Source organism: Yinghuangia sp. YIM S09857 (assembly GCF_051388915.1).
GTDB lineage: Bacteria > Actinomycetota > Actinomycetes > Streptomycetales > Streptomycetaceae > Yinghuangia.
Genome location: NZ_JBPKBH010000009.1, coordinates 202,233 through 216,808, shown reverse-complemented (window position 1 = coordinate 216,808; position 14,576 = coordinate 202,233). Strand labels below are relative to the sequence as shown.

The window sequence follows — 14,576 nt, the reverse complement described above, 5'->3', positions numbered from 1 at the left end:
CCGCCGAACGCCGCAGTGCGAAACCCCCGGCCGCGCCTGCCCGCGCCGCCCGGCCAGGGGGTTTCGTGCTCCGGCCGTCCCCGTGAACGCCCGGCCCGCGCCCCGCGCCCGTAAACTCCGGGCGGCGGCAAGTCGCGTGGCAACGGGGGTGTGCAGGGTGATCGGTCGGGTCCTGGCTGGCCGGTACGAGCTGATACGGCTGCTGGGCCGCGGCGGCATGGGCGAGGTCTGGGAGGCCCGCGACGCCCGCATCCGCCGCGGTGTCGCGGTCAAACTGCTGCCGCACGACCTCGACGACCCGTCCGGGGCCGAACTCTTCCTCCGCGAGGGCCACATCACCGGTGGGCTCCGGCACCCCGGCGTGGTCACCGTCTTCGACCTCGGCCGGGAACCGGGCACCGGCACCCTCTACTTGGTCATGGAACTCCTCGAAGGCCACGACCTCGCCCGGGAGTTGCGGGACGCCGGGCCTCCCGAGATCGCCGTCGCGGTCGACTGGTCGGCCCAGGTGGCCGCCGCGCTGTCGGTCGCGCACGCGAACGGCGTCGTGCACCGCGACCTCAAGCCGTCCAACCTGATGCTCACCACCGAAGGAACCGTCAAGGTCCTCGACTTCGGCATCGCCAGGTTCGCGGCCGCCACCACGCGGTCCACCGCGATCATGGGCACCCTCGCCTACATGGCCCCGGAACGCGTCCGCGGGCGGTCCGGCGACGCGCGCGGCGACCTCTACTCGCTGGGCTGGGTCCTCCACGAACTCCTCACCGGGAAAACACCGTTCGGGACCACCGAGCCGATGGCGCTGATGTACGCCCACCTGGAGACACCGCCGGAACGCCCCGGCGCGCTGCGCGGCGGCGTACCCCCGGAACTCGACGACCTGATCCTGGCCCTGCTCGCGAAGAACCCCGACGACCGCCCGAACTCGGCCGCGGAAACGCTCGACCGGCTGAACCGCATCCCGAGTGTCGGCCGCACGGCGCCGTCGAGCCCTGTGCCGCGGGAGAACAACGCGCAACCGCGTCCCGCACCGCCCGAGTATCCGCCGGGCGCCGGTCCGACCGACCTGCGAATCCCGGCGCCGCCGCCACCGGCCGACGCGCCCACGGACCCGGTCGCGCGACCGGACGGGAATCCGGTAGTGATCGGAGCCGGCAGACAAACCGGCGCCCCCGCACGGCGGTTCGCTCTCGGCCCCAAGCCCGTCATCGCCATCGCAGCCGGTGCCGTGGTCGTCGCACTCGTCGTGTGGCTCGCCGTGCGGGGCTCGGGCTCCGGCGACGACCCGTCCTCGGACGCCGCGAAGCAGCCCACGACCGCATCGGCAACGGGCACCGGAACCGCCACCGGCACGTCGGACTCGTCGGTCGCGAACGCCCCGGGCTCCGGCGCCACCCCCGGCGCAGCGACGGCAGCAGGCCGGACGAACGCCCCGCTCGCCACCGCGGAGCCGACCCTGATCCCCGGCACCAGTGCGCAGAAGTCGATCGTCGAGGCGTACTCCCTGGCCTTCGACGGTTCCAAACCGATCGACTTGCGAAAGGGGAAGATCCAGGACGCGGACCGCCTGGACGCCTTCATCGACCAGGTCTTCGCCAATCCGATTCTGGCCACGGTCACCGTGGCGGTGCACCGGGTCGACGTCGGCGCCACGACGGCGGAGGTCCTGGTCAAGTGGCTCACCAACGGCATACCGACGACCGGGGAGATCGCGTACAGCGCGGTCCTGGAGGACGGGCGCTGGGTGGTGGGCGCCGACGCGATCTGTAGCCTGGGGACCGTCGTCGGCGCGCAGGTGCCGTCCGCCTGCTCGGAGTACTGACCGGGCACCGCAGCGCCCCCGGTTCACGCCGGACGTTCGCGAGAGCTTCATCAGGGCGTCAGATGCACCGCCACCGCGCGTCGCCCTTCGTCGTTTGACTCGGCCCGGACAGTCAGTCGGGTCAATCGACAGGAGACGACGTTGAGACGTGTTCTTCCCGCACTCGGCCTGGCCGGCGCGCTGCTCGCCACCCTGGTCACGACGGGCGCCGCGGGCCCCGCGTCGGCGCACGGCAGCGGGGACCTGCCGTCGCGCCCGTCCGCCGAGCCGCTGGTGATCGCGCACCGGGGAGCCAGCGGCCACCGTCCGGAGCACACGCTTGAGGCGTACCGTCTCGCGATCCGCATGGGCGCCGACTACATCGAACCCGACCTCGTGTCGACGCGCGACGGGGTGCTGGTGGCGCGGCACGAGAACGAGATCTCCGGCACGACCGACGTCGCCGCGCGCGGGGAGTTCGCGGGGCGCAAGACCACCAAGACGATCGACGGCACGGCCGTCACCGGCTGGTTCACCGAGGACTTCACGCTCGCCGAACTCAAGACGCTCCGCGCGAAGGAGCGCCTGCCGCTGGTCCGGCCGACCAACACGGCGTTCGACGGCCGCTTCGAGGTGCCCACGCTCCAGGAGGTCGTGGACCTGGCGCGCAGCGAGGGCCGCCGCCTGGGCCGGACGATCGGCATCTACCCGGAGACCAAGCACCCGACGTACTTCCGGTCCATCGGGCTGCCGCTCGAAGAGCCGCTGGTGGACCTGCTTCGCCGCAACCGGCTGACCGGCCGCAAGGCGCCGGTGATCATCCAGTCGTTCGAGACGGCGAACCTGCGCAGGCTCGACAAGATGACGGACGTGAAGCTGGCGCAGTTGCTCGACGCGTCCGGCAAGCCCTACGACTTCACCGTCTCCGGCGACCCGCGCACCTACCAGGATCTCGCGACGGCCGCGAACCTGAAGTGGATCGCGACATACGCGGACGGCGTCGGCACCAACAAGAACCTCCTCGTGCCGCGCGACGCGAGCGGCAAGCTGCTGCCCCCGACCACGGTGGTACGCGACGCGCACCGCGTCGGACTGGTCGTGCACGCGTGGACGTTCCGGGCCGAGAACCAGTTCCTGCCGACCGACTTCCGCATCGGCGCCGACCCGAACGCCCGCGGCGACGTCACCGCGGAGTACGAGCTGTTCTACGGCCTCGGCGTGGACGGCGTGTTCGCCGACCAGCCGGACACCGCGGTCGCGGCCCGCGAGGGCCTGCCGGACTGACTCCCGTCAGCAGCGCGGATTCCCCGGTATGCCGTGCGCGCACGGCACGGCATACGCCACGACGCCCGACCGCGGCCCGCGGTCGGGCGTCACGCGTGTTCCGTCACAAACCGCCTGCTTCGTCAGTCGACGAACAGCCGCTTGATCAACTCCGGGTAGTCCCAGCCCAGTTCGCCGAGCATTCCAGCAAGTACGGGCGGCGCCCCCTTGACCTGCGGCGTGGTCGCGACCAGGCCCGGCACGGCGACGCTGCCACCGCTGAAGCGGGAACCGGGAGTTGCGGGCGCGTCCACGCGGTACGTCCGCCACACCGGCTGGTCGTGCTTCAGCATCACCAACTCGCGGCCGTTCCAGGCGAGGAACACCCAGCGGCCCTTGCTCGCCGCACGGACCAGCAACAGCCCTTCGTGGTACGGCCCGAGCGCGTCGACCGCCTGCGCCGCCACCGGCAGAGGGTTGGCGAACGAGCCGGTGACCTCCCAGATCCCGTCCTGGTCGTCGGCGGACCAGCCGGACTGCGCGAGGGAGGCGAGGGCGTCGGCATACGGGCCCTCGAACTCCGGTTTGTCGTCCAGGAAATCGTCGTCCTGCCAGGCGGGTGCGGCGGGCGCGGGCGCGGGCGCGGACAGGCTTGCCGCTGCCGGAGTTTCGGCGGACGAAGGCTGCGGGCTGTCGGGGGCGGCGGCACCGGGAGCGACCGGAACAGGTGCAGGCACCGGAACGGGCTGCGGTGTCGGGACAGACTGCGGTGTCGCGACGGGCGCGGCCACCGGCGGCGGAACCGGTTCGGGGAAGCGTCCGGCAGCAGGTGCGGGTGCGGATGCCGGAGAGGACCTCGGAGTCGGGCTCGAAGCCGCCGCCGTCATGCTGGCCGCGGCCTCTCGGTCCACCGCGGACCCGCCGCGAACCGCCTGGTCGCCCGCGGTCCCCGCGATCCGCAGGCCCTCACGCGGCATCAGCGCCGGGTCGCCGCCCGTGAGAACCGCGAGTTCCACCGTGCCGCCGGCGCCGGCCGCCTCGCCCAGTGCGGCCCAGGTGAGGTCCGCTCCGCCGGTCAGCACGGTCCAGGTGTCACCGGTGCGCCACTGCACGAGGCGGGCCTGCGGCATGTGGGCGTCGTCGACGATGCGGATCTCCGCGTCGCGGCCGGCGAGTGCGGCGGCGTAGGCGTCCGGGTCGTAACCGACGCGCGGCGGCGGGAGGGCGAGGGCGATGCGGGAGGGGGCGAGGCGTGCGACGAGGGCGCGTACGGCGCGGGCATCGGCGTCCACAACCGGTGCGGACAAGTGCAGTTCGTCGACGGGGCCCTCGGGAAGGCGGTCGAGCAGAGGGGCTTGCAGGTTGTGCAGGAGGCGGGCTTCGGTACCGGGTGGCCCCGGCGGCGCGTCGTCGTCGGGGGCGCTTATATGTCGTTCGGCGACGATGTCGGCGAGCTCGCGCAGGTGCGCCTCCGCCCACGTCGGGAATCCGACGGTCGCGGGCAGCAGCTCCAGCCAGTCCGCGAGGTCCGCGAGCATTGCGTGCGACGCGCCACCGTCGCAGGCCAGCGAGGTCCACAGGGCGCCGCCGTCCGCGGCCTCGGCCGCCCCGGCCGCTCCGATCGCCAGCCGCGCGGACTCGTCGCCGAGCAGGAGCACCACGCGTGGGGCGAAGGGACGACCGGTGCCGTGCGGCGGTCGCTCCGGAGCCGGCGGGTGGACGCCGTACGGCACGTCCGCGATCACCGCGGTCCTGGCTCCGAGCCCGCGCGCGGCCTGGACGGCGCTGTCGGCCTCGGATCCGCGCTCGACGGGGAATCCCAGGAACAACGCCTCACGCGGCGACCCCGCTGCGGACGCCCACGCGGCGACCGGTCCGAGTCCCGCTCTTGCCGGCAGCCATGCCGGCCCTACGGTCTTGACGCTCACACCGCCCCCTCACTTGATCACCATCGTATGAGGCGGCACCGCCCTGTGCCGAGCGGACCGGGGCCCGGAGGGCGTTGTTTGCCCAAAGCTTGGGACGTGCGTGGTTGCGGGCGGCCGTTCGATTGGGGATGGGGGGGTCGGCGCCGGGGTCAGCGCTGTCGGTAGACCTTGGCCGCCGTCAGCTTCGCCCCGCCGTACAGTTCGGACACGGTCACCAGGCGGTAGCCCTGCTTACGGAGCCCGGTGACGATCGCGGGGGCCGCGTCGGCGGTCGAGCGGTGGATGTCGTGCATCAGGACGATCGATCCCGGACGTACGGCGCCGAGGACCCGCGACGTCACCGTGCGCGCCTCGCGGTCGGCCCAGTCGCGCGGATCCACGCTCCACAGCACGACAGGCGCATTGATCGCGGCCCGGACCCGCTGGTCCTGCGAGCCGTACGGCGGCCGCACGAGGCTCGGGTGGCGCCCGGTCGCGCGGGCGACGGCGGCCGCACCTCGGACCACCTCGCGTCGCACCTCCGCGGTGCGGAGCGTGCGCAGGTCCTTGTGCCCGTACGTGTGGTTCGCGATCTCGTGCCCCTCGTCGGCCACCCGGCGGGCCACCCGCGGGAACCTGTCGGCCTGCACGCCGAGCATGAAGAACGTCGCCCGGACCCGGTGCGCGCGCAGGTGGTCGAGGAGGATCCCGGTCGACTCCGCCGCGGGCCCGTCGTCGTACGTCAGCGCGACACACTTGGCGCGGCGGCAGTCCACCGAGTCCGCATGCGCGGTACCGGCCCCGGGGCCGAGGAGCGCGGACAACAGGACGACGACCAGCCCACCGACGAACGCACGAACCCGCACGCGAACACCACCCATCCCGCCACCCCGAGCCACACACGCACCGGGCGATGCCTGAGGCGTCCCGACGACGCCGCAGGAGGCCGTACCCACGTCGCCAAACGGGCATTCGACTCCGCCGCATGACGACACGGACGGGTGAAAGAGGGTGAAGGGAAGGGGGATGGTGGCGGATTCCGTGCCGGGAAGGCTGCATCACCGATCCGGGTCGGCGCGGCAGCGAGCGGGCGTGCAAGCGTGGGCACGGGCAGGCGCGTAGGGCGGAGGAGGCTTACGGGTGGTCCCGTTCCGGGTTCTCCGCTCAGGCCTCCGCGATCGGCTGTTCCGCCCAGATGGTCTTGCCGCCTGCCGTGTAGCGGGTGCCCCAGCGTTGCGTGAACTGGGCGACCAGGAACAGTCCGCGGCCGCCCTCGTCGGAGGTTCGGGCGTGGCGGAGGCGCGGGGACGTGCTGGTCGCGTCCGAGACCTCGCAGATCAGGGTGTCGTCCCGGATCAGGCGCAGGTTGATGGGCCCGGCGGCGTACCGGATCGCGTTGGTGACCAGTTCGCTGACCACCAGTTCGGTGGTGAAGGCGATGTCGTCGAGCCCCCATTCGGCGAGTTGCGTGGTGGCGCGCTCGCGCGCCTCGGCCACGACCGCGGGGTCGGCCGGCAGCTCCCAGGAGACGACGCGCGAGGCGTCCAGCGTGCGAGTGCGGGCGACGAGGAGGGCGACGTCGTCCTCCGGAGGCCGGCGCACGAGCGAGTCCAGGACGGTCGCGCAGATGTCGTCCAGTGGCCGGTCGGGGCGGTCCAGCGCCGCGCCCAGCAGGTCGAGGCCCTGGTCGATGTCGTGCGCCCGGGACTCCACCAGGCCGTCCGTGTAGAGCACCAGCAGTGTCCCGGCGGGCAGTTCCAGCTCCGTCGACTCGAACAGCATGCCGCCCAGCCCGAGCGGCGGTCCCGCGGGCAGGTCCGGGAACTCCACCTCGCCACCAGGGCGTACCAGCGCAGGCGGCGGGTGTCCGGCGCGGGCCAGCGTGCACAGGCGGCTCACCGGGTCGTACACCGCGTACAGACAGCTCGCGCCGAGGGCGGTGGTGTCGAGACCGGCCTCGCCCCGGCCCTCCTCGTCGACGAAGCGCATGACCAAGTCGTCCAGGTGGGCGAGGAGTTCGTCCGGCGGCATGTCGAGGTCCGCGAGCGTGTGCACGGACGCGCGCAGGCGTCCCATGGTCGCCGCGGCGTGCGTACCGTGGCCGACGACGTCGCCCACGACCAGGGCCACCCGCGCGCCCGACAGCGGGATCACGTCGAACCAGTCGCCTCCCACTCCGGTGCGGTCGTCGGCGGGCAGGTAGCGCGAGGTGACCTCGACGGCCGTCTGGCGCGGCAGCCCGTGCGGCAGGAGGCTGCGCTGCAACGCGAGGGTCGCGGCGTGCTCGTGCGCGAAGCGCCGCGCGTTGTCGATGCTGACCGCGGCCCTTGAGACGAACTCCTCGGCCAGGATGAGGTCGTCGCCCTCGAACGGCTCGGGGGTGCCGCGCCGGAAGAAGTGCGCGACGCCCAGCACGCGGTCGCGGACCGCTATCGGGACGACCATCAGCGAGTGCAGCCCCACCGCGCGCAGGCGCCGGGCGACCTCGGGGTCCCGGGCGATCCACCCCACGGACTCCGGGTCGAGGACCGGTTCCAGGACCGCGCGCCGGTCGACGAGGCAGCGCGCGGCGGGCGAATCATCGCGGACCGGGACGTACTCGCCGTTCCTGGCGTACGACTCCCGTGGGTCGTCGCGGGCCGATCGCTGTCCGACGCGCCGCAGCCCCGGCTCGCCGGTGACCGGTCCCGGGGCCGGCTCGATGCCGCGCAGCACGGGCTCGCGCAGATCGACGGCGGCGAAGTCGGCGAGCCCGGGGACCGCGACGTCGGCCAGCTCCTGGGCGGTGCGCGCCACGTCCAGCGTCGTGCCGATGCGCATCCCGGCCTCGCTCAGCAGCGCCATGCGCCGCCGCGCGCGCCAGCGGTCGGTGACGTCCACGACGGCGTAGCAGATGCCGAGCGGTTCGCCGTTCGGGTCGTCGACGCGGAAGAACGAGGTGGAGTACGCGTGTTCGTGCTCCGGGTCGGCCGCCGTCCGGCCGCGGTACTCCACGTCGATCAGCGACTCGCCGGTGGCCAGCACGCGGCGCATGTTGGCCTCGATGGTCGCGGCGGGGAGGTCCGGGAGGATGTCGGCGAGCTTGCGTCCGAGGCGCTTGGCCCGCGGAATGCCGCCGCCGCGCTCCAGTGCGTCGTTGAGCCACACGCAGCGCAGGTCGGTGTCCATGAGGGCCATGCCCAGGGGTGCGCGGCCGAGCAGGTGGTCGACCAGTGCCCAGTCCCATCCGGCCGGGAGCCTCCAGGGCCCGTCGGCGTCGCGGCCGTCAGGCCGGGCGTTCGGCGTGCCCATGGTCCTCCGCTCCGTTCCGTCGCCGGTGCTCCCGTCCGGCCCCCAAGCCCTTGTCCCGGCCGGTGCGCGTGCCGGATCCCGTACGCGTTCCCGTGCCCGTCTCCGTCTTCGCCATGCCTCCCTTGTCGCTGCCCTCCCCCGTCCAGCGCGTCAGCAACAACGCGACGTCGTCGGCCCGGTCGGTGACGCGACCCGCGTCGTGCACCAGGCGGTCGGCGAGCTCGGCCACCGGCATGGGGGTGCGGTCGGTCCCGCCCGGCGGGTGGCAGCGGGCCAGGGACGTGCGCAGCCGTTCGATGCCGTTGCCGATGTCGTCGCCCGCGTCCTCCACGAGGCCGTCGGTGTAGAGCGCGAGGAGTGAGCCGGGGCGCAGGACGACCCGGGTGACGGGGTACTCGGACGCGCGGTCCACGCCGAGCAGGGTGCCCCCGGCCACGTCGAGGACGCGCGTCGCGGCGTCCGGCCCGCGCAGGATCGGCGGCGGGTGGCCCGCCCGGACCACGCGGCAGACGCCGGTGCGCGGGGCGAGTTCGATGTAGCAGCAGCTCGCGTACAGCCCGGGGTCCAGGTCGGCGAGGAGCTGGTTGGTGCACGAGACGACCTGTCCCGGCTCCTTGCCGCCGGTGGTGAACGCCCGGACGGCACTGCGGAGTTGGCCCATGATCCCGGCCGCCGCGACGTTGTGGCCCTCGACGTCGCCGATCACCAGCGCGACCGCGTCGCCGGTGTCGATGACGTCGTACCAGTCGCCGCCGATCTCCATGCCCTGGGTGCCGGGCAGGTAGCGGGCGGCGACCTCCAGGTGCGGGAGGTCGGGCAGCCGGTGCGGGAGCAGCGCGTGCTGGAGGCCGCGGGCGAGCGCGGACTCCGCGTCGAACAGCCGGGCGCGCTCCAGGGCCTGGGCGATGAGCCCGCTGAGTGCGGTGAGCACCGAGCGCTCCTCGGGGCTGAACACGTGGCGCCGGTCGAAGCCCAGGATGCAGCTTCCGACCGGCCGGTCGGAGGCGATGAGCGGCAGGAACGCCCACGACGACATCTCGTCGACGGGGATGCCGGGGTACGCGCCGACGAGATCGGCCACCGACTCGAAGAAGATCGGCACCCCGTGCGTGAGCACGTCGACGCCGGGGAGCACCGCCTCCGTCGTCACTCCCTCGAACCGGTCCAGGAAGCCCTCCGGATAGCCGGTCTGCCGGACCAGGTGGAAGCGTTCGTCCCGCACGATGTAGACGGCCAGCTCCTGCCCTCCGAACGCGGGCAGGATCTGGTCCGCGACGACCTCGCAGACCTCGTCCACGCTGACCGCCTCGGTGAGCGCGCCGGCCATCTGGAGCACGTGATAGATGGCGCCGAGCCGGGCGGGCGTCGCGGGCAGGGTCGGCGCCTGCGGAGGCGCGGGGCGGGTGTCGGGGGCGCCGCCACGGCCGCCGGGCGCGCCGGGCGGCGGCCCGACCGGGACGACCTTGCCGGTCACGCCGTACGGGTCGGGGTAGAGCGAGAACGCGAGCCAGCGGTCGTGCGGCGTGCGGGCCAGGAAGGCGCCGGGCTGCTGCGACAGCATGGCGGCGCGGTAGCGGTCCTCGTACGAGGGGTCCGCGAGCCACGGGAACGCCTCCCACGGCGTGCGGCCGATGACGTCCTCCAGGCGGACGCCCAGCATGCCCTGGAGGTTGCGGTTGGCGTACGTGATGCGACCGTCGGGGTCGAGCGAGAACACGCCGTCGCGCAGCCGCTCGACCGCCTCCGCGGCGGCGGCGCCGAAGCCGAGGTCGAGGACCGCGCCGACGAGGTGCGGCCCGGAGTTGTCGGGGACGCGGCCCCACACCTCCAGCAGCCTGCGTACGCCGCCCTCCGCCTCGACCTGGAGGCGCCACGCGAGGACCCGCCCGGTGTCCACGGCCCGCCGGGCCGCCTCACGGAACTCCCGGCCACCGCCGGACACCACGCGCGCGGCGAGCGTGGCGGCGCGGCCGTCGAAGTCCCCCGGGGGTACGCCGAACAGCTCGCACAGCACGTCGTCGGCCTCGAAGGCGCCGGTCTCGGTGTTCCAGTCGAACAGCCCGACACGGATCGGGGACAGGACGGGGGTCCAGAGCGCGGCGGCGGTCGGCATGCCGTCGTATTCGACGGGCTCACCACGGTCGGCGATCTCGTCCAGCACCGTGCCGAGGCGCACGCACGCGGCGCGCAGCCGGCGACGGCGCGCCGCGGTGAGATCCTGCCCGGGCGTCGCGGGCCAGAGCAGCACGAGGGCGCCGTACGCCTCGCTCCCACACCGCACCGCGGCGGTCGCCGAGGCGAACGCGTACGGCATACCGAGCGCCAATTGCGGAAACCGCCGCATCGTCTCCCCCGCGTCGGCGAGAAACACGATCCGCCCGGTCCGGAACGCCTCAGCCGCGGGCATCGCCCCATGCACCGGAATACGCGCCCACGGATCAACCAGCGACACCGACAGCCCCGCGACTTTCGCCAGCACCAGAGCCCGCCGATCGGGGGACCGCAGATAGGCGACCCCGCCGTACGCCCCCGTGGCCTGCACCGCCTGCGCGAGCCCCGTCGACAGAGCCTCGTCGAGCGCATCCCCCAACGCGTCCTGATAGCCCGCGCCCGCCCCCTCGGCCCCCGCCTCCGGCGCCCCCCGCCCGGCCCCCTCCTGGGCACGCCCGTGAACGGCCCCCGGCTCAGGCGCAATGCCGGTCACCGTGCCGCCCCTCCACACCGGCTCGCGCAGCGCAGTTCCACCCACGCAAATCGCTCGCACATATTTCTCGGGGTACGCCTCCCCCGCCCCCATGTCAAGCCAACCACCAAACCCGCTCACCTAAACATCCCGGTCACACCACCCCCAAAACCCCCGCCCACCAAGACCTGTCCCAACGGGACAGCCGAACAACCCGCCCCACGGATCGCGCTCGTGAAGTCACGGTGGAGCGATCGCCGACGCCACCGTCCAGCGCCGTCAAGCACGCCCCGGAACTCGCGGTGGAGCAATCGCCGACGCCGCGGTCCAGCGCCGTCAAGCACCGCCCCAACCCCCGAAACCACGTCGGACGGGCCCTCCCCGCCGATCAGCCGGAGACCGCCACCGTCGACCCGCCGTCCGGGCGCGCCCGGGGGACGTCACCGAGCAGGCTCGTGGGTCGGGGGTTCCAGGTGTCGTTCAGACCTTGCGGGCTACGCCGGCGTACATCCACATTCGGTCGCTGCCGTTGCGGGGGTGGCGGTCGGGGCGCCAGTAAGGGACCTGGACTATGCCGGGGTCGACGATCTCCAGGCCGTCGAAGAGGGCGGTGACCTCTTTGTGCGAGCGGAGGGTCATCGAGGTGGAGGCCTGCTGGTACGCGCCCGCGGCGGCGTGGGCGGAGTCGGTGTTCACGTCGCCGGTGGTGTGCGACAGGATCAGCAGGCTGCCGGGAGCGAGGGCGTTCATGAGGGTGGCGAGGACGCGGCCGGGCTCGTCCTCCTCGGAGAGGTAGTGCACGACGGCGGTGAGGACCACCGCCACCGGCCGTTCGAAGTCCAGCACGGCGCCCAGCTCCGGCTCCGCCAGCAGCGCCTCCGGCTCCCGCAGGTCGCCGCCCACCACGCTCGCCGCCCCGCCGGGGCGCGCCAGCAGGGCGCGTGCGTGCGCGAGGACCATCGGGTCGTTGTCGACGTAGACGACCCGCACGTCGCGGGAGCCGGTGCGGGCGTAGTCGTACGTATCGCCCGCGGTGGGCAGCCCCGCGCCGATGTCCAGAAACTGCCCGACCCCGGAGCGCGCCGCAAAAGCCACCGCGCGGCGCAGAAAACCCCGGTTGTGGCGGGCCATCTCGCGGATCTCCGGCGCCGCCGCGAGCGCCGTCTCGGCGGCCTCCCGGTCGATCGCGAAGTTGTCCTTGCCGCCGAGGTAATAGTCGTACATGCGGGCCGGGTGCGGCCGGTCGGTCCGGAACATCGGGACGCGCACCGGAAGCGGCTCCGGCGGGTGTGCCGCCTGCGGCGGCACCGCCTGTCCGCGCGGCGGGGGCAGTCGCTGCGCCCCCATCGCGTCCGGCGCCCGGCACGCGGAGCGTGCGCGCGAACCGCGCTCGTCCTCCGGCATCGGCATCACTCGTGGTCTCCGGTCTGGTCCGCGGGGCGCCCTGCGGGCCTTCCCTGTCAGGACGGGGTGGCCCGCCGCCTCCGCCGCCCTCTCGGGCGGCCTCAGCGGCGGAGGAACTCCGTCACGACGGCGTCGAAGCGGGCCTGCTCCTCGACGAATGGCACATGTCCGCTCTCGGCGAATCGCTCGACCCGCGCGTCCGGAAGTGTGTCGGCCAAGTGGCCGGCGAGGTCGCCGGGGAAAATCTTGCTCTGTTCTCCGTAGATCAACAAGGTCGGCACGCTGACTCGCGGCAAAACCGTGCGGAAGTCCGCGTGCGCCATGTCCATCCACACGTCCAATGCGGCCTGTGTGGGGGTTTGCGTCGTCTCCGCGTACGCCGCGTCGACGTTCTCCGCGGGCGGCTGCTTCGCGAAGCACGCCTCGATGAACGGCTTGATCGCCAACGGCCGGGCGTACCGCACGGTTTGCGCGAAGACCGCGAGGTCGGTGGGCGAGTAACCGCCGAGGAGGGGGAACTGCCAGTCGGGGCCGTCCAGGAAGCGCGGTGACTGGTCGACGAAGACGGCGCCGCGCAGTCCGTCGCAGCCGAACTGCCGGACGTACGACAGGATCACGGCGGTGCCCATCGACCAACCGACGAGTGTGGCGTCCTCGGCGTCCAGTTGCGCCAGCAACTCCCGGATGTCACGCGCGTATTGGGCTATGGAGTGGCCTTCAGGGGTCTTGCCCGATTTGCCGTGGCCGCGGAAGTCCGCTGCTATGACACGGTGGTCCGCCGACAGCGCGGGCACGTTGCCGGCCCAGAAGGTGCTGTTCATGGTCCAGCCGTGCAGCAGGACCACGGGGCGGCCCGCGCCGTGGTCCTCGTAGTGGAGCGGCACACCGTCGGACAATTCCACGTACGGCACTGGGGACCCCATCCTCCGCGACAGCGGGCGCTGACCAGTTCGACGAGTCGCGCGGCGACTCGGTTCCACGATTCTGGCCGACACGCCATGCGGTGAGCACGCGCACGCAAGGGGTTGCGTCAGGGTTGTAGGTTGGGCGGTATGTCGGATCGAGGGGGAACACGGGCGCGGGAACGCGCCCTGGGCGGCGACGGAACATCCTCCGCCGTCCGGCCGTCGATCCGGGCGTCCTGGTCGCGGGCCCGGCGCAACGGCCTTCCCCCGGACGCCTATTTGCCGCCCGTGCCGTTGGACGACCACGCACTCGCGGAACGCCGCGCGTCGCACCCGCTGGCCAAGGTCTGGCCGGTGCTCAGGCGTTCGCTGGCCGCGGCCACCTCGGGACCGGGGCAACTGCTGTTCCTCAGCGACGCCGACGGCCACCTCCTGTGGGTCGAGGGCGACCACAGCACGCTGCGCGTCGCCGAGCGGGCACACCTGCTGCCGGGCGCGCTGTGGAGCGAGGAGTTCGCCGGGACGAGCGGCGTGGGCACCGCGCTGGCGACCGGGCGGCCGTTCCAGGTCTTCGGCGCCGAGCATTTCCTGTCCGCCGCAACCGCGTTCACCTGCACCGCCACACCGATCCACGACCCGGCGACCGGCGAACTGCTCGGCATCCTGGACTTCACCTGCGCCGAACGCGACTGGCAGCCGCTCGCGGTGCCGCTGTTGGACACCGCGCGCCGCCTCGCGCTGTCCGAACTGGAGGCGGTACGCCTGCGCGAGACCGCCCGCGTGCGCAACCGCTACGTCGAACGCCTCACCCGCCGCCTCGGCACGCGCAGCGCGATAGTCGCGCCGGACGGGGCCGTCGTGCAGGCCGACCCGCCCGGTTGGCTGCCCGGCAAGCTGCCCGGCCCCCCGCAGGAGGGCCACGCGGTGCTCCCGGGCGGCCAGGTCGTGCTGGTCGAACGCCTCGCCGCGGGAGGGCTGTTCCTGGTGACCGCCGGAGACGCGGCGACCGGCCCGGTCGTCACCCCGACCCTGCGCTTCCACGGCCTGGGCCGCGCCCGGGCGAGCCTGGAGGTGGCCGGGACGACCCACGAACTGGCCCGACGGCACAGCGAGATCATCGCGCTGCTGCTCGCCGAGCCGGGCGGCCTGACCGCGAAGGCGCTGGCCGCCGAGGTGTACGGGCCGGAGGGTCGCGCCATCACCGTACGCGCCGAACTGGCCCGGCTGCGCGCGATCCTCGGCCACCGCCTGGCCTCCGACCCGTACCGCGTCACGGGCGAGTACGAGGCCGACTTCCTCGACCTGGACCGCGACGTCGCGGC

Annotated in this window: 9 protein-coding genes; 3 read left to right on the top strand and 6 right to left on the bottom strand. The window is 73.3% G+C overall.

Annotation, left to right across the window (positions count from 1 at the left end; all coding sequences use genetic code 11):
* Positions 1-157: 157 nt before the first annotated feature.
* Both ACRX5S_RS21170 and ACRX5S_RS21165 read left to right on the top strand, forming a co-directional pair.
* Positions 158-1,822 (top strand): serine/threonine-protein kinase, encoded by a 1,665-nt coding sequence (locus ACRX5S_RS21170; RefSeq protein ID WP_436774575.1) that lies wholly within the window; start codon positions 158-160, stop codon positions 1,820-1,822.
* A gap of 141 nt (positions 1,823-1,963) precedes the next feature.
* Positions 1,964-3,085, top strand: coding sequence for a glycerophosphodiester phosphodiesterase (locus ACRX5S_RS21165; protein ID WP_436774574.1), 1,122 nt, complete (start codon positions 1,964-1,966; stop codon positions 3,083-3,085).
* 122 nt (positions 3,086-3,207) lie between these two features.
* On the opposite strand, the gene ACRX5S_RS21160 is transcribed toward ACRX5S_RS21165, so the two are convergent.
* The 6 genes from ACRX5S_RS21160 to ACRX5S_RS21135 all read right to left on the bottom strand — a co-directional run bounded on the left by ACRX5S_RS21160 (position 3,208) and on the right by ACRX5S_RS21135 (position 13,251).
* On the bottom strand, positions 3,208-4,992 hold the full coding sequence (locus tag ACRX5S_RS21160; protein ID WP_436774573.1) for a hypothetical protein: 1,785 nt from the start codon (positions 4,990-4,992) through the stop codon (positions 3,208-3,210).
* A 149-nt stretch (positions 4,993-5,141) separates the two neighbouring features.
* Positions 5,142-5,837, bottom strand: coding sequence for a polysaccharide deacetylase family protein (locus ACRX5S_RS21155; protein WP_436774572.1), 696 nt, complete (start codon positions 5,835-5,837; stop codon positions 5,142-5,144).
* Between the two features lie 298 nt (positions 5,838-6,135).
* Positions 6,136-8,262, bottom strand: coding sequence for a SpoIIE family protein phosphatase (locus ACRX5S_RS21150; RefSeq protein WP_436774571.1), 2,127 nt, complete (start codon positions 8,260-8,262; stop codon positions 6,136-6,138).
* Positions 8,237-10,966: a SpoIIE family protein phosphatase gene (locus tag ACRX5S_RS21145; protein WP_436774570.1), complete on the bottom strand. Its 2,730-nt coding sequence runs from the start codon at positions 10,964-10,966 to the stop codon at positions 8,237-8,239. Before ACRX5S_RS21145 ends, ACRX5S_RS21150 begins: the two co-directional genes overlap by 26 nt.
* A 459-nt stretch (positions 10,967-11,425) precedes the next feature.
* Positions 11,426-12,355, bottom strand: coding sequence for an SAM-dependent methyltransferase (locus ACRX5S_RS21140; protein WP_436774569.1), 930 nt, complete (start codon positions 12,353-12,355; stop codon positions 11,426-11,428).
* 95 nt (positions 12,356-12,450) lie between these two features.
* Positions 12,451-13,251, bottom strand: coding sequence for an alpha/beta fold hydrolase (locus tag ACRX5S_RS21135; RefSeq protein WP_436774568.1), 801 nt, complete (start codon positions 13,249-13,251; stop codon positions 12,451-12,453).
* Between the two features lie 150 nt (positions 13,252-13,401).
* Between ACRX5S_RS21135 and ACRX5S_RS21130 the strand changes: the two genes are divergently transcribed.
* Positions 13,402-14,576: GAF domain-containing protein (locus ACRX5S_RS21130; RefSeq protein ID WP_436774567.1), on the top strand; the 1,175-nt coding region annotated here is incomplete at its 3' end.

What these genes read in the sequence shown, in the direction of transcription:
- ACRX5S_RS21150 (WP_436774571.1), bottom strand. Translation starts at nt 8,262, where the DNA reads ATGGGCACGCCGAACGCCCGGCCTGACGGCCGCGACGCCGACGGGCCC.
- ACRX5S_RS21140 (WP_436774569.1), bottom strand. Translation starts at nt 12,355, where the DNA reads ATGCCGATGCCGGAGGACGAGCGCGGTTCGCGCGCACGCTCCGCGTGC.